Raw genomic sequence first — 14,622 nt, forward strand, 5'->3', positions numbered from 1 at the left:
GCCGCCGTCAAACTTTTTGCACTTGCGAAGAACCCCGTCGCCGCACAGACTTGCCACTTCCGGGCGGGGGGAAGATGACGACCCAGGCTTTCGACGAAATGGGTGACGAGCCGCGGCAGGCCTATGCCGCGCTCAAGGCCTGGCTCGACGAGACGCCCGACACCTACCTCCAGACCCGGCGCGCCCAGGCGGAACTGTTCTTCCGCCGCATCGGCATCACCTTCGCCGTCTATGGCGATGCCCAGGCCGACGAGCGGCTGATCCCGTTCGACATCATTCCGCGCATTCTCTCGGCCAGCGAATGGGCTGGGCTGGAGCGCGGACTGATCCAGCGCGTCGAGGCGCTGAACGCATTCCTGAACGACATCTACGGTCCTCAGGAAATCCTGAAGGCCGGCGTGATCCCCGAAGAGCTGGTCCTGCGCAACCCGCAATTCTGCCTGCCCGCGATCGGCCGCAGGCCGCCGCACGGCATCTACACGCACATCGCCGGCATCGACATCGTCCGCACCGGCGCGGACCAATTCTGGGTGCTGGAGGATAACGCACGCACGCCGTCGGGCGTGTCGTACATGCTTGAGAACCGCGAAGTGATGCTCCGGCTGCTGCCGGAAGTGATCGGGCGGCACCGGATCGCGCCGGTCGAGACCTATCCGGAGCTGCTGCTGAGCACGCTCCAGTCCGTCGCGCCGCCGAAATGCCGGGGCGAGCCGACTGTCGCGGTGCTGACGCCCGGCTTCCACAACTCGGCCTATTACGAGCACAGCTTTCTCGCCGACAAAATGGGCGTCGAGCTGGTCGAAGGATCGGACCTGCTGGTGCAGGGCGACGTGCTCTATATGCGGACGACCGACGGACCGCAGCGGATCGACGTGCTCTATCGCCGCGTCGACGACGCCTTTCTCGACCCGCTCGTCTTCCGCCCGGATTCGGCGCTTGGCGTGCCCGCGCTGATGAGCGCATTCGCCACCGGTAACCTCACCATCGCCAACGCAGTCGGCACCGGCATCGCCGACGACAAGGCGGTCTATAGCTACATGCCGGAGATCGTCCGCTTCTACTCGGGCGAGGACGCGCTGCTGCACAATGTGCCGACCTGGCGCTGCCGCGAGCCCGACGCGCTCAAATATGTGCTCGACGAACTGCCCAGCCTTGTCGTCAAGGAAGTCGATGGGTCGGGCGGATACGGCATGCTCGTCGGCCCCCATGCGAGCAAGGCGCAGCTCGAGGAGTTCAGGGCGAAGCTCCTGGCCAACCCTGAAAAGTTCATTGCGCAGCCGACGCTCGCGCTTTCGACCTGCCCGACCCTCGTCGACGAGGGCATCGCGCCGCGCCACGTCGACCTGCGTCCCTTCGTGCTGACCGGCGCCAAGGGCGTGCGCATCGTGCCCGGCGGCCTCACCCGTGTCGCGCTGAAGGAAGGCTCGCTGGTGGTGAACTCCAGCCAGGGCGGCGGCACCAAGGACACCTGGGTGCTGAGCGACGAGGGGAGCGGCTGATGCTCTCCCGCACCGCCGGCGACCTGTTCTGGGCCGGGCGCTATGTCGAGCGCGCCGATTTTGTGTCGCGGCTATTGGACGCGACGCTGCGACTTGCCGCCCTCCCCTCCAGTTATGGCGGCGCGGTTGGCGCCTGGAGCAGCGCGCTCGCCGCCGCCGGCATCGAGCCGCTCTACACCGCCCGGAACGCCAAGCTGAGCCAGCGCAGCGCCACCGAGTTTCTGGCGCTCGACCCCGACAACCCCTCGTCGATGCGAGTCTGCATCGAGCGCGCGCGCCACAATGCGCGCGCGGTGCGGACCGCGCTGACCGTCGAGGTCTGGGAAGCGATCAACACGGCCTGGCTGGAAATCCAGCGTTTCGGGACGACGCTGGAAAGCCGCGCGGCGCTGACCCGGCTAGTCGAGCATGTGAAGAATTCGGCGCTACTGTTCGACGGCGCCACCCACCGCACGATGCTGCGCGAGAAATCCTACTGGTTTCTCCGGCTCGGCGCGGCGCTCGAACGCGCCGACAACACCGCCCGGCTGCTCGACGTCAAATACCACCTGCTGCTGCCGCGCGATGAGCCGGTCGGCGGCAGCCTCGACTATTTCCAGTGGACGACCATCCTGCGCACGGTTTCGGCACTCACAGCCTACCGCCATGTCTATAGCGACAGCGTGAAGCCGTGGCTGGTCGCCGACCTGCTGATCCTCAACCGCCGCATGCCACGCTCGCTCGCCGCCTGTTCGAGCGACCTAGTCCGCTATCTCGACAATCTGGGTCAGGCGTCGGGCAAGCGCGGCCCCGCACACCGTCAGGCTGTGGCGATGTCGGCCCGGCTGGCGCGCGGGGATATGAATGCGATCTTCGCCTCCGGCCTGCACGAATTCATCGCCGAGTTTCTGAACGAAAATTACCGTCTGGGGCTGGCCATACAGGAGCAGTACCTGTTCTGATGCGGATACTCGTCGATCATTGCACGACCTACACCTACACGCTGCCGGCGTCGAACGTCGTGCAGGCGCTGCGGCTCAGCCCGCGCGATCACGACACCCAATATGTCCAGCATTGGCGAGTGGACACGGACGTGAACGGATCGATGCGCGAGGCGATGGACGCGTTCGGCAATCCCGTCACCATGTTCTATGCCGACGCGCCGCTGACGTCGCTGACCATCACCGTGACCGGCGTGGCGGATGTCGGCGACAGCCACGGCGTCTATCGCGGACCCGAAACCTTGCCGCCGCTCGTCTATCTCCGGTCCACGGCGCTGACGGAGGCGGACGATGCGATCGTCGACATGGCGCGCGGCTGCCGCAAGCACGACGCGCTCGCCACGCTCCATGCCCTGAACGCCGCGGTGCACGAGCATATGGACTTCGACACCACCGAGACCGACGCCACCACGCCCGCGGCTGAGGCCTATGCCGGCAAGAGCGGCGTCTGCCAGGATTTCGCGCACATCTTCCTTGCCGCCGCCCGCACGCTTGAGATGCCGGCGCGCTATGTTTCCGGCCATCTCGCCCGCGACAGCGATCCGGCGCAGGAAGCGGCGCACGCCTGGACCGAAGCGCTCGTGCCCGATCTGGGCTGGGTCGCGTTCGATCCGGCGAATGGCATCTGCACGACCGACGCCTATCTGCGCGTCGCGATCGGACTCGACTATCTGGATGCGGCGCCCGTCCGGGGCGCAAGGCGCGGCGGCGGCACCGAGACGATGTCGGTCTATGTCCACGCTGCGGATGCGATACGGCAAAGCCAGAACTGAAGGGGAAGAGGGCCGTGACCTATTGTATCGGGATGCTCGTCCGCGAAGGCCTGATCCTGATGGCGGATACGCGAACCAACGCCGGGGTCGATAACATCTCCACCTACAGGAAGCTCCGGCTCTACGGAAACGACGGCAAAAGGCTGATCGCGGTTGCCTCCGCCGGCAGCCTGTCGACGACGCAGGGCGCGATCCAGCGCGTGACCAAGGGCGTCCCCAATCCCGAAACCGGCAAGTACGAGAATTGGGGAACCTTTCCCAGCATCTACGACGCCGCCGTCGCCACTGGCCGGGCGCTCCGGCAGGTGCGCGATTCGATGAAGGATCTGGCGCAGCCGGGTGTTAATTTCGATGCGACCTTGCTCGTCGGGGGCTCGATCAACGGCGAGCCGTCGCGGCTGTTCCTGGTCTATTCGGCAGGCAATACGATCGAGTGCGCCCCCGACACACCCTATCTGCAGATCGGCGAGCTAAAATACGGCAAGCCGATCCTGGACCGCGCGCTGCATTTCGACACGCCGCTCAACGAGGCGATGAAGATCGGTCTGCTCAGCCTCGACTCGACGATGCGCGCCAATTTGGCCGTCGGGCTGCCGATCGACCTGCTGGTTGCGGATGCAGGGGCCGGCCAGGCGCGCATCAACATGCGCATCGAGGAATCCGACGATTATTACCTCAACCTGTCGCTTCAGTGGCACCAGAAGCTCGCCAAGGCGACGGAGGAGTTGCCGCTGCCGCCTTATTGAACCTCAGCGCCGACGGGCGAAGACGATCAAGGCGACGCCCACGACCGCAAGGATCGCGCCCCGCGTCGCCCAGGGCCGCTGATCGAGCATGAAGCTCGACGCCGGCCAATGAACGAGGCCGGTGCCCTGCCCGATCCACAGCAATCCCATCAGCAACGCCGCAACGCCAACGATCGCAAGCACCGTCCTCATCGCATCCCCCGCAGGCTGATGTTCAACGCTGCGAGAGTGTCAGGAGGGAAGCCCAGGCGCAATCTCGCCTTTCCTCCCGTTGCGCGCCTTTGGCTAGGCGCCTTGGTCGGGCATCGACTGGCGGGTGCCGGCCAGCAAGGCCCGCGACCGCTCTATGGCGGCCTCCGATTGACGGACATGCTCTGCCGCTTCCTTGCACGACAATTGCGCCGCGATCACGTTGGCTGAACTCTGGGCGCTCACGCGCGCAAGTGTCGTTTTTTCGGAAGAAAACATCGATGCGCTCCCTGGTTCAGCGGGAGCACGACGATTGTCTCTCAGGCGCCAACATGCCGATCCGAGCTGGCGATATTCCTCCAACCGGCCGGACCGCCTTTAGTTCCGCAAAGCTGACCTAGATGAAGGCGGGGTTCGGTCGGAAGCCTACATCGCAGGCGTGTCTGATGTTCCCGTATCCGCGTACCGAATTTATCGACCCGACAAAGCCGATATGAGACAGCGTCGCCACGCACTCGAAGATGCCAGGCGCGTGCTCGGCGAACTGCGCCGTTTGCCCGTCTTTCCGTTCTAGCGCGGCTTGCCTCTCACGGACAGCAGACGACTCTCTGTCCTACACCACACCTGATCGGGCATATGCTCGTGGATGGCCGAGCCTCGCCTTCGCCCGACATCGCCGCTTGACGGACGGCCACCATTCGCCGCGGAAACTCCACGGCTCATCACCCCCCATTTTCTCCTAAGTAGCTCAGAACGAACGGTAATCCCGCATAAGTTCACGGAAAAGGCGCTTCACCCCTGGAATTTTGTGAACTTAAGGCCCTCGCGCCTGTCGCAGGGATCAGCCGAAGCGGCCGGTCACGTAATTGCGCGTGCGCACCAGCCTCGGGGTCGAGAAGATCGACGCGGTCGGCGCGAACTCCAGCAGTTTCCCCATGAACATGAAGCCGGTGTAATCGGCGATGCGCGCGGCCTGCTGCAGATTGTGGGTCACGATCACGATCGTGAAGTCCTTCTTTAGCTGCAGCAGCGTGTCTTCCAGCTTGGCGGTCGAGACCGGATCCAGCGCGGAGGCCGGCTCGTCGAGCAGCAGCACTTCGGGTTCGACCGCGATGCCGCGGGCGACGCACAGCCGCTGCTGCTGGCCGCCGGAAAGGCCGAGGCCGGAGCTCGACAGCTTGTGCTCCACTTCGTCCCACAATGCCGCGCGGCGCAGCGACCGTTCGACGATCGCATCCAGTTCCGCCTTCGACTTGCTGGCGTGGAGGCGCACCCCGAACGCGACATTGTCGTAAATCGACATCGGGAACGGCGTCGGCTTCTGGAACACCATGCCGACGCGCGCGCGCAGGTCGGCAAGGTCGGTGCGCGGGGCGAGGATATCCTCGCCGTCCAGCATCACCTGCCCTTCGGCGCGCTGGTTCGGATACAGCTCATAGATGCGGTTCATCGCGCGCAGCAGCGTCGACTTGCCGCAACCCGAGGGGCCGATCAGCGCGGTGATCTTGTTACGGGCGATGCCCAAGTCGATGCCATGCAGCGCCTGGGTCTTGCCGTAGAAGAAGTCGAGACCGCGTGTTTCCATGATCAGCGAGTCGGCCGGCGGCAACTCGATGTGCGGCGCTTCGTCCAGTTCGGCGTCAGCGAGGCTCATTTATGACGGGCCTCCCGACCCAGATAGCGTCCGATGATGTTGATGATGAGGACCGCGCTCGCAATCAGCAACGCGCCGGTCCAAGCCAGTTGCCGCCAATCGTCGAAGGCGCTCAGCGCGAACTGGAAAATCGTCGTCGGCAGCGCAGCCATCGGCTGGCTGAGACCGAGATTGAGATACTGGTTGCCGAGCGACGTGAACAGCAAAGGTGCGGTCTCGCCGCTGATCCGCGCAAAGCCCAGCAGGCCGCCGGTGATCAGGCCCGCGCGCGCGCCGCGCCAGATGATCGTGCGGATGACCTTGGCGCGCGACGCGCCGAGCGCCATGCCGGCTTCGCGCAGCGCGCCCGGCTGCAGCGTCAATATGTCCTCGGTCGTCCGCACCACCACCGGCGTAGCGAGGAAGGCGAGTGCGACGGCGCCGGCATAGGCCGAGAAGCCGTGGAACGGAGCCACGAGAAGCTCGTACACGAACAGGCCGACCAGGATCGACGGCGCGGAGAGCAGCACGTCGTTGAGGAAGCGCACCGCATGGGCATAGCGGGTCTGCCCGCCATATTCGCTGAGCCATGTCCCGGCGAGGATGCCGACGACCAGCGCGATGCCCATGCCGAGGCTGCACATGATCAGCGAACCGACGATCGCGTTGCGCAGTCCGCCCGCCGATCCCGGGGCCGGCTGGTCCTGGGTGAAGATCGCGCCCGAGAGGCCGGCGAGCCCCTGGCTCAGCAGCGACCACAGGATCAGCACCAGCGCGCCGAGCGCGACCAGCGTGGCGAACGCGGTCGCCGCGACGAAGATCGAGTTGGAGATTTTGCGGCGAGTCGACCGGGCGCTCATGTCAGTGCCTCTGGCTCGCCAGCAATGCCCGCGCGATCGCGAGCACGGCGAAAGTGATGATGAACAGCACCAGCCCGAGCGCGATCAGCGACGCCGAATGCAGCTCTCCGGTCGCTTCGGTGAACTCGTTGGCGATCGTGGAGGCGATCGTCGATCCCGCGTCGAACAGCGAGTGCGGGAAACCGTGGGCGTTGCCGATGATGAACGTGACCGCCATCGTCTCGCCCAGCGCGCGACCGAGCCCCAGCATGATCACGCCGACCGTCCCGCGCCGGACATAGGGGATGATCACCTTGGACACGACTTCGAACGTCGTGCTGCCCAGCCCGAATGCAGCCTCACGCACTTGCGGCGGCACGGACAGGAACAGCTCCCGGAACACGGCGGCCATGTACGGCAGGATCATCACCGCGAGGATCACCGACGCCGTGAAGATGTTCGCGCCATTGGGCACGCCCGCGAAGAAGCGGCCAATCGCACTGTCCGGCGACAGATGCTCGGCAATCGGCGTTTGGACGTGCGCGGCGAACCAGGGCGCGAACACGAACAGGCCCCACATGCCGTACACGATCGAGGGAATGCCGGCGAGCAGCTCGACCGCGATCGTGATCGGCTGCGCCAGCCGGGGCGGACAGAACTCGCTCAGGAAAACAGCGACGCCGATCGCCAGCGGCAGCGCGATCGCCAGCGCCAGGAAGCCCGTGACCAGCGTGCCGACGATCGGCCCCGCAGCGCCGTACAGGTCGGTCACCGGGTTCCATTCGGCGGTCGTGAAGAAATGCCAGCCGAACGCCTTGAACGCCGGCCAGCCGCCGATCGCCAGCGACACGACGACGCCCGCAAGCGCGGCCATCAGCAAGGTCGCCGCGCTGAAGCAGGCGGCTCGGAACAGATACTCGTCCCAGCGAGCTGCGGGACGCGACACGTTCCGCTCCGCGCCGAGACTCAGCCCGCTCGCGCTTTCCGCACGTGTGGCCACCGGACCCCCAGTAAGTTCTGCGCAAACAACATGCCGGGCAGGCCGCAATACGGCCGCCCGGCGGATGCTCCGAGCGCTAGGCCCGGATTGTGACAGTCGTGTGACTCGGCGCTTACTTCGCCGGCCAGACCGGCTTGCCACCGGAGGTGATCTCGGTCGCCCATTGCTTGCGAACGAGATCCTTCACGGTCGCAGGCAGCGGGACATAATCGAGCTGCGCGGCGGCCGCGTCGCCATTGGCGTAGGCCCAGTCGAAGAATTTCAGCACGCCCTGCGCGGTCTTCGCGTCCTGCTGCTCCTTATGGACGAGGATGAAGGTCGCGCCCGTGATCGGCCAAGCGCCGGCGGCCGGCTGGTCGATCAACAGCAGATAGTTGCCGGCCGCATTCGCCCAGTCCGCGCCCGCCGCCGCAGCGCCGAAGCTCGCCGCATCCGGCGCAACGAAGCCTCCGGCCTTGTTCTGCATCTGGGCGAAGCTCGCGCCGTTCTGCTTGGCATAGGCATATTCGACGTAGCCGATCGAGCCGGCGGTCTGCTTCACGAAAGCGGCGACGCCGTCATTGCCCTTGCCGGCAAGGCCGGTCGGCCAGGCGATCGAATCGCTCGCACCCGCCTTCTGCGCCCATTCCGGGCTCTGGCCGGCGAGATAGGTCGTGAACAGGAAAGTCGTGCCCGAGCCGTCGGAGCGGTGGACGACCGTGATTGGCTTGGCAGGCAGCGCCACGCCCGGGTTGATCGAGGCGATCGCCGGATCGTTCCAGCTCTTCACCTTGCCGAGATAGATGTCGGCGAGCAGCGGACCGGTCAGCTTGAGCTGGCCGGGCTTCAAACCCTCGACGTTGATCACCGGCACCACGCCGCCGACCACCGTCGGGAACTGATAGAGACCCGCTTTCTGCAGCTCGTCGGCCTTGAGCGGCTTGTCGCTCGCGCCGAAATCGACGGTCGAGGCCTTGATCTGCTTGATGCCGCCGCCGGAACCGATCGCCTGATAGTTCAGGCCGACCTTGGTCTGCTGGCGATAGCCTTCCGCCCATTTCTGATAGATCGAGGCCGGGAAAGTCGCGCCCGCGCCCGAAATGTTGCGTGCATTGCCGCCCGCACCGCCCGAGCCGCCACAGCCCGCCAACAACGCCGTCGCCACTGCGAGGCACAGAACCCTGATCATCGAAAAACCTCCGGAATCGGCGCCCCAGCGGGCGGCTTCCGGCCCGTTATGACAGTCGTGTGACTCTGATATGACAGTGGCGCAGGAGAGCGCTGAGGCCGCTCAGCGAAGCAACGCGACGAGGCCGTAAGTCGCAGCAGATATCAGTCCAGCGCACGGCAGGGTCACGAACCATGCGACGACAATGCTGCCGGCGATGTTCCAGCGCACCGCCGATAGCCGCCGCGATGCGCCAACGCCGACGATCGCTCCGGTGATCGTGTGCGTCGTCGATACCGGAATGCCGCCGATGGTCGCGAGGAACAGCGTGATCGCGCCGCCCGTCTCGGCACAGAAGCCCTGCGCCGGTGTCAGCCGCGTGATCTTCGATCCCATCGTGTGGACTATGCGCCAGCCACCCATCAGCGTACCCAGCCCCATCGCCGTCTGACAGGCCAGCACCACCCAGAGCGGCACGCTGAACTCGGCGCCCAGCAGCCCTTGCGAATACAGCAGCACGGCGATGATCCCCATCGTCTTTTGCGCATCGTTGCCGCCATGCCCCAGCGAATAAAGCGCGGCCGAAATGAGCTGCAGCTTACGGTAGCGCCGGTCCACTGCCATCGGCGTCAGCCGCACGCTGGTCCAGGCGACGATCAGGACCAGAACCAGTGCAAGGATCAGCCCGACGGCCGGCGAAATGAAGATCGCCGACACCGTCTTGATCACGCCCGACCAGACCACTGCGCTCACGCCCGCCTTGGCAAGCCCGGCGCCGAGCAAGCCGCCGATCAGGGCATGGCTGCTGCTCGACGGAATGCCGAGCAGCCAGGTCAGCACGTTCCAGACGATCGCGCCGATGAGTGCCGCGAAGATTACCGCGGCATCGATCACATGCGCGTCGACAATGCCCTTGCCCACCGTGTTCGCGACGTGAAGGCCGAAGAACAGGAAGGCGATGAAGTTGAAGAACGCGGCCCAGACGACGGCGTATTGCGGCTTCAGCACGCGCGTGGAGACCACCGTCGCGATCGAGTTCGCCGCGTCGTGCAGCCCGTTCAGAAAGTCGAACAGCAAGGCCACGCCGATCAGCGCGACCAGCAGTGGAAACGCGAGCGTCATGCGTGATCGATCACCAGGCCCTGGATCTCGTTCGCGACGTCCTCGAATTTATCGACGATCCGCTCCAGGTGCGAATAGATCTCCTTGCAGACGATGAACTGCATCGGATCGGTCTTGCAGGCCTTGAACAGCGCCTTCAGCCCCTGATCGTGGATATGGTCCGCATGACCTTCGATCTGGATCAACCGCCCCGTGAGCTCGTGCAGCCGTCCGGCATTGTCGCCGAGCGAGCGCAGCAGCGGCACCGCCTCCGCGACGATCCGCGCCGCCTCGACGATGATGCCGCTCATGTCGCGCATCTGCGGCTCGAACGTGGCGACACCGTACAACCCGATGATGTTCGCGGTCTGGTTCATCTGGTCGATGGCGTCGTCCATCGTCCCGATCAGGTCGGTGATCGCGCTGCGATCGAACGGTGTGACGAACACCCGGCGCACGTCCTGCAGCACGTCGCGCGTGATGTCGTCGGCCTCGTGCTCGCGGCGGACGATCTCCTCGATCAGTTCGGGGATTGCCCCTTCGCCGTGGAGCAGCCGGGCGAGCGCGTCGGCGCCGCCGACCAGGGTGGCCGCATGTGCGTCGAACAGCTCGAAGAAGCGGCCCTGCGAGGGCATCAGCCTGTGGAACCAGCCCAGCACCGGGAAACGTCTCCTTGCACGTGTCTGCAGCGCCGGAAGCACCCGGCTCGCCAGGCCCGATGGCGCAGGCGGGGCGCGAAATCCAGCGATCAATCGCTTGAGCTCGGGCTCGTCCACGGCCGCCGCTGCCTCGTCGAGCGCGAACCATCGAGTCTCGCGCTGGCCACGCTCGGGCCAATCCTCGCTCTGCTCGACAACAGCCAGCGGATACAGCGTGACCGACATCTGGCGCGACAGCCGCGCACGCCTCGTCTTCCAATACATGAAAGAGCCGAGCGCGGTCGGGCACGGGATGCCGCGCACCCCCGCCTCTTCATAGGCCTCGACTGCCGCCGCTTCGTGCGCCGACAGCCCGCGCATCATATTGCCCTTGGGCACCACCCATCGCCCGGTGTCGCGCGACGTGATCAGCAACACCCGGGCCGCGCCATCACTCGCGATACGATAGGGAAGTGCGGCGACCTGCTGTATGACAAATTCCTCGGTTGAGCCCGCCTTAGCCTATTATGACGGATTTGTGACAGAGGCTTTGATGCGGATTAACGACCACCGCGAACATCGTCTGCAAAACGTCCGCTATCGACGTGCCAAACTGACGATATTCGGGACATCGCCCCCCAAATCCGTTACGTATGAAATATATTTGGATCGAGCCATTCATGGACGAGGCGCGGGGGCGCACATGAGCAACGATCAGAAGGCCGTCATCATTGGCGCCATCTCGGGCATCGGCGTCATGATTGTCCTCCTATGGGCGCTTTATCAGGCCCTCCCGGAACCTTCGGGCTCGGACGAGATGGCGAGCCGTATCGGCTATGCGCTTCGCTGGAACGCGATTGCAGCTCTGCCGCTGTTCGCAATGCTGGCGGCCGTCGGTAACGCGCGGTTCCTGAGCGAGGCGATCGATCCGACGCTCGGCAAGGAAGATCGCAAGCTGCTGATCAATGGCCGCGTGACGGACAACACGCTGCAGCAATTCGCGCTGTTCTGGGCCGGCTCGCTTGCGATGGCGGCGGCGCTGCCGGGCGGTCAGGTGCGGCTCGTCGGCGCGGCTGCAATCGTGTTCGTCGTGATGCGGCTCGCGTTCTGGATCGGCTATCGCGTTCGTCCTGTTTATCGCGCGTTCGGCTTCTCCTCGACGGCCTATATGAATCTGTTTCTGCTCCTCGGCTCCATCTGGCTGTCGTTCCGATAAAGTGACCCAGTTGGACGGTGCGACCCGAGACATGAGATCATCCGAGCGGCAGAGTTCTGGCCATGTCCAGGATCATCACATTTCGCAGCCCTTGCGTCGTGTCCAGCCGCGCCTGCCGCACCATCTTTCCCACGGCCGTCAGTGCGCGTGGCCGGCGGCGACGGCGTGCTTCGGCCGCGGGGCGAGCCACACGATCGCGGCGCCGGCGGCGAACACGATGGCGGCAATGACGAACACCGATCCGGTCGCGAGCGCCGTGCTTTGCCCGTCGACGAGCTGACTGACGACCTGCCGCGACTGCTCGGCCGAATAGCCATGCGCCTGCAGGCCGTTCATCGTTTGCTGGGCGCCGTTCAGCACGCCCGAAAGCTGGCCGCGAATGCTCTGCGCGCCGTCGTACCAGAGAGTGGTGACGATCGCCGTCCCGATCGCGCCCGACATGGTCCGCAGGAAGTTCATCACGCCGGCAGCCGCCGCGGTTTCCTCCTCGCCCACCGCACCCAAAGCGAGCGTGGTCAGGGGGATGAAGAAGAACGGCATGCCGATGCCCTGGATCATCTGCGGCAAGGCCAGCGTCCAGAAATCGGCGTCGCTGGTCCACCAGAAAACGCGGATCAGCGAGGTCGCGCCCAGCCACAATATGCCGAACGAGACCAGCAGCCGCTCGTCCATCCTAGTCGAGAGCTTCGCCACCACCGGCGCGACCATCACGGCGGCGACGCCGTTGAAGGCCGTGGCATAGCCGGCCCAGGTGGCGGTATATCCGAGCGAGCTTTGCAGCCATTGCGGGATCACGACCAGGCTCGCGAAGAAGGTGCCATAGGCGAACACGAGCGCGAGCACGCTGACCGTGAAGCCGCGATGGCGGAACACGCGCAGGTTCACTGCCGGATCGTCCTCGAACAGCTCCCAGGCGAGGAAGAAGCTGAATCCGGCCGCCGCCGCCATCGCGAGCGTCACGATCAGCGGCGCGCCGAACCAGTCATGCTCGCGTCCAAGATCGAGCATCAACTGCAGCGCACCCACCCATAGCACGAGCAGCATCAGCCCCACGGTGTCGATCGGCGTCCGCTCGATCTGCGTTTCCGCCTTGCGCAACAGGGCGACGGCCGAGACCGCGCAGATCGCGGCGATCGGGATGTTGATGAAGAAGATCCAGTGCCAGCCCCAATTGTCGCTGATCGTCCCGCCCAGGATCGGCCCTAGGATCGGCGCGACGATCGTCGTCATCGACCAGACCCCCATTGCGGCGGCGTGCTTTTCCTTCGGGAAGATGCGCAGCAGCAGCGTCTGGCTGATCGGCATCAGCGGACCGCCGCACAGCCCCTGCCCGATCCTGAACGCGACCAGCGCGCCAAGGGTCGGCGCCATGCCGCACAGGAATGAGAAAAGGCCGAAGCCGGCCATCCCGGTCGCGAACACCCGGACGGTGCCGAAGCGGCGCGCCAGCCAGCCGGTGAGCGGCACGCAGATCGCCTCCGCAACCGCATAGGACGTGATCACCCACGTCCCTTCGCTCGACGAAATGCCCAGCCCGCCGGCGATGTGCGCGACCGATACGTTCGCAATGGTCGTGTCCAACACCACCATGAAATTCGTGAAGGCGAGCACGAGGCAGGCGAGCGTGAGCGTGGTCTTGCCCATCGCCGGCGAGTCCGGATGCGGTTGCATCAATCCCTCCCGTATCCGGAAACGTCGATCTTCGCCGCCATCGACAGGCCGACGCGCAGCGGATGCTGCGCCAGCTCGCGGGCATCTAGCACGACGCGCACCGGCAGGCGCTGCACGACCTTGATCCAATTGCCGGTCGCGTTCTGGGCTGGAATAAGCGCGAACGCCGATCCGGTGCCGCCCGCGAAACCGGCGACGCGGCCGTGATACACCACGTCCTCGCCATAGAGGTCGGAGGTCAGCTCGACCGGCTGGCCCGGGCGGACCCTGGCGAGCTGCCCTTCCTTGAAGTTCGCATCGACATAGACGCGGTTCACCGGAACGACAGTCATCACAGCGCTGCCGGCGGCGATGCGCTGGCCGATCTGGACCTGCCGGTTGGTGACGACGCCATCCACCGGCGCCCGGATCACAGTACGGGCAAGGTCGAGCCGAGCCTGATCGAGTTTGGCGCGTGCCGCGGCGACGTCGGGGCTCGCATCGATGGTCGTCCCGGCCACCAGCGCTTCATTGGCCGCCCAGCTCTGCCGTGCGGCGCCGCGGGAGGCCGATGCCTGCGCCATGGCGGCGCGCGCCATCGTCAGATTCGCCTGTGCGGTGCGATAGGCGTTGCGCGTCGCCGTCAGTTCCTCGCCGGAGACCGCACCCGACTGGGCGAGCTCCGACCGGCGCTGGAAATCGACACGGGCCTTGTCGAAGCCGGCTGCGGCCGCAGCCATCTGCGCTTGGGCCTGACCGATATCGGCACCGCGCGCCTCCACCTGTGCGGCGAGCGAGCCGCTGGTCGACTTCGTCTGCGCAAACTGACGGCGAGCCGTCAGATACTCGGCCTCAGCCTTGGCGAGCGCAAGCCGGGCGTCGCTGTCGTCCAACCGCAGCAGGATGTCGCCCTTGTGCACTGTCTGCGTGTTGACGACCGGCACCGCCGTCACTGCGCCGGACACCAGAGGCGTCACCAGCGCGGAATCGGCGTTCACATAGGCATTGTCGGTCGACACATGGCTGCGGTCGATCAGCAGCCATGCGGCCCCGCCGATCGCCAGCTTCGCGGCGACCAGCCCCGCAATCACTTTGCGCCGCTTTGGCTTGCGCGCGCTGCCCGGAAGCTCCGGAGGCAGCACCTCCTGATGATCGTGACGGGCATGAAGTTCGATAGGATCTCGTTCGGCCATGATGATGTCTCCTCTGTG

The 14,622-nt window shown here is 65.6% G+C and carries 15 protein-coding genes; 5 read left to right on the plus strand and 10 right to left on the minus strand.

From position 1 onward, the window contains the following. Positions 1–74 precede the first annotated feature (74 nt). From ACFSCW_RS12940 to ACFSCW_RS12955, 4 genes are read left to right on the plus strand one after another with little or no spacing between them, the layout of a single operon-like run. The gene (locus ACFSCW_RS12940) at positions 75–1,499 is read left to right on the plus strand and encodes a circularly permuted type 2 ATP-grasp protein (RefSeq protein ID WP_380889865.1); all 1,425 of its coding nucleotides are present in this window, start codon (positions 75–77) and stop codon (positions 1,497–1,499) included. Beyond that, the gene (locus tag ACFSCW_RS12945; protein ID WP_380889867.1) at positions 1,499–2,440 is read left to right on the plus strand and encodes an alpha-E domain-containing protein; all 942 of its coding nucleotides are present in this window, start codon (positions 1,499–1,501) and stop codon (positions 2,438–2,440) included. Before ACFSCW_RS12940 ends, ACFSCW_RS12945 begins: the two co-directional genes overlap by 1 nt. Further along, the gene (locus ACFSCW_RS12950) at positions 2,440–3,252 is read left to right on the plus strand and encodes a transglutaminase family protein (RefSeq protein ID WP_380889868.1); all 813 of its coding nucleotides are present in this window, start codon (positions 2,440–2,442) and stop codon (positions 3,250–3,252) included. Before ACFSCW_RS12945 ends, ACFSCW_RS12950 begins: the two co-directional genes overlap by 1 nt. A gap of 14 nt (positions 3,253–3,266) precedes the next feature. Next, on the plus strand, positions 3,267–3,998 hold the full coding sequence (locus ACFSCW_RS12955) for a proteasome-type protease (RefSeq protein WP_380889870.1): 732 nt from the start codon (positions 3,267–3,269) through the stop codon (positions 3,996–3,998). A gap of 3 nt (positions 3,999–4,001) precedes the next feature. Here the strand turns inward: ACFSCW_RS12955 and ACFSCW_RS12960 are convergent, their stop codons facing one another. The 8 genes from ACFSCW_RS12960 to ACFSCW_RS12995 all read right to left on the minus strand — a co-directional run bounded on the left by ACFSCW_RS12960 (position 4,002) and on the right by ACFSCW_RS12995 (position 11,037). Continuing rightward, positions 4,002–4,190 (minus strand): hypothetical protein, encoded by a 189-nt coding sequence (locus ACFSCW_RS12960; protein ID WP_380889871.1) that lies wholly within the window; start codon positions 4,188–4,190, stop codon positions 4,002–4,004. Positions 4,191–4,283: 93 nt separating this feature from the next. Continuing rightward, entirely contained in the window at positions 4,284–4,466 is a 183-nt protein-coding gene (locus tag ACFSCW_RS12965; RefSeq protein ID WP_380889872.1) for a hypothetical protein, read from the minus strand. 562 nt (positions 4,467–5,028) lie between these two features. Beyond that, positions 5,029–5,841 (minus strand): phosphate ABC transporter ATP-binding protein PstB, encoded by an 813-nt coding sequence (pstB, locus tag ACFSCW_RS12970; protein WP_380889874.1) that lies wholly within the window; start codon positions 5,839–5,841, stop codon positions 5,029–5,031. Beyond that, positions 5,838–6,680, minus strand: a complete 843-nt coding sequence (pstA, locus tag ACFSCW_RS12975) for a phosphate ABC transporter permease PstA (RefSeq protein WP_380889876.1) — start codon at positions 6,678–6,680, stop codon at positions 5,838–5,840. The genes pstB and pstA overlap by 4 nt, the downstream gene beginning before the upstream one ends. 1 nt (position 6,681) lies before the next feature. Then, the gene (pstC, locus tag ACFSCW_RS12980; protein WP_380889877.1) at positions 6,682–7,659 is read right to left on the minus strand and encodes a phosphate ABC transporter permease subunit PstC; all 978 of its coding nucleotides are present in this window, start codon (positions 7,657–7,659) and stop codon (positions 6,682–6,684) included. A 112-nt stretch (positions 7,660–7,771) separates the two neighbouring features. Further along, on the minus strand, positions 7,772–8,827 hold the full coding sequence (gene pstS, locus ACFSCW_RS12985) for a phosphate ABC transporter substrate-binding protein PstS (RefSeq protein ID WP_380889879.1): 1,056 nt from the start codon (positions 8,825–8,827) through the stop codon (positions 7,772–7,774). A gap of 102 nt (positions 8,828–8,929) precedes the next feature. Continuing rightward, on the minus strand, positions 8,930–9,928 hold the full coding sequence (locus ACFSCW_RS12990) for an inorganic phosphate transporter (RefSeq protein ID WP_380889880.1): 999 nt from the start codon (positions 9,926–9,928) through the stop codon (positions 8,930–8,932). Continuing rightward, the gene (locus ACFSCW_RS12995; RefSeq protein ID WP_380890132.1) at positions 9,925–11,037 is read right to left on the minus strand and encodes a DUF47 family protein; all 1,113 of its coding nucleotides are present in this window, start codon (positions 11,035–11,037) and stop codon (positions 9,925–9,927) included. The genes ACFSCW_RS12990 and ACFSCW_RS12995 overlap by 4 nt, the downstream gene beginning before the upstream one ends. Between ACFSCW_RS12995 and ACFSCW_RS13000 the strand changes: the two genes are divergently transcribed. Beyond that, the gene (locus ACFSCW_RS13000) at positions 11,036–11,761 is read left to right on the plus strand and encodes an MAPEG family protein (protein ID WP_380889882.1); all 726 of its coding nucleotides are present in this window, start codon (positions 11,036–11,038) and stop codon (positions 11,759–11,761) included. The two genes, ACFSCW_RS12995 and ACFSCW_RS13000, sit on opposite strands and share 2 nt — an antisense overlap. Positions 11,762–11,899: 138 nt before the next feature. Here ACFSCW_RS13000 and ACFSCW_RS13005 read toward each other — a convergent pair whose 3' ends face one another. Then, positions 11,900–13,432, minus strand: a complete 1,533-nt coding sequence (locus tag ACFSCW_RS13005) for a DHA2 family efflux MFS transporter permease subunit (protein ID WP_380889885.1) — start codon at positions 13,430–13,432, stop codon at positions 11,900–11,902. Beyond that, a complete protein-coding gene (locus tag ACFSCW_RS13010; RefSeq protein ID WP_380889887.1) occupies positions 13,432–14,604 on the minus strand; it encodes an HlyD family efflux transporter periplasmic adaptor subunit in 1,173 nt (390 codons plus the stop codon). Before ACFSCW_RS13010 ends, ACFSCW_RS13005 begins: the two co-directional genes overlap by 1 nt. Positions 14,605–14,622: the final 18 nt, after the last annotated feature.

The sequence above is a fragment of the Sphingomonas tabacisoli genome (genome assembly GCF_042678385.1).
GTDB lineage: Bacteria > Pseudomonadota > Alphaproteobacteria > Sphingomonadales > Sphingomonadaceae > Sphingomonas_B > Sphingomonas_B tabacisoli.

Coding starts and splice junctions, on each gene's coding strand:
- pstB (WP_380889874.1), bottom strand. CDS start 5,841: ATGAGCCTCGCTGACGCCGAACTGGACGAAGCGCCGCACATCGAGTTG.
- ACFSCW_RS12960 (WP_380889871.1), bottom strand. CDS start 4,190: ATGAGGACGGTGCTTGCGATCGTTGGCGTTGCGGCGTTGCTGATGGGA.
- ACFSCW_RS12990 (WP_380889880.1), bottom strand. CDS start 9,928: ATGACGCTCGCGTTTCCACTGCTGGTCGCGCTGATCGGCGTGGCCTTG.
- ACFSCW_RS13000 (WP_380889882.1), top strand. CDS start 11,036: ATGACAAATTCCTCGGTTGAGCCCGCCTTAGCCTATTATGACGGATTT.
- ACFSCW_RS12950 (WP_380889868.1), top strand. CDS start 2,440: ATGCGGATACTCGTCGATCATTGCACGACCTACACCTACACGCTGCCG.
- ACFSCW_RS12945 (WP_380889867.1), top strand. CDS start 1,499: ATGCTCTCCCGCACCGCCGGCGACCTGTTCTGGGCCGGGCGCTATGTC.
- pstA (WP_380889876.1), bottom strand. CDS start 6,680: ATGAGCGCCCGGTCGACTCGCCGCAAAATCTCCAACTCGATCTTCGTC.
- ACFSCW_RS13010 (WP_380889887.1), bottom strand. CDS start 14,604: ATGGCCGAACGAGATCCTATCGAACTTCATGCCCGTCACGATCATCAG.
- ACFSCW_RS12940 (WP_380889865.1), top strand. CDS start 75: ATGACGACCCAGGCTTTCGACGAAATGGGTGACGAGCCGCGGCAGGCC.
- ACFSCW_RS13005 (WP_380889885.1), bottom strand. CDS start 13,432: ATGCAACCGCATCCGGACTCGCCGGCGATGGGCAAGACCACGCTCACG.
- pstS (WP_380889879.1), bottom strand. CDS start 8,827: ATGATCAGGGTTCTGTGCCTCGCAGTGGCGACGGCGTTGTTGGCGGGC.
- ACFSCW_RS12965 (WP_380889872.1), bottom strand. CDS start 4,466: ATGTTTTCTTCCGAAAAAACGACACTTGCGCGCGTGAGCGCCCAGAGT.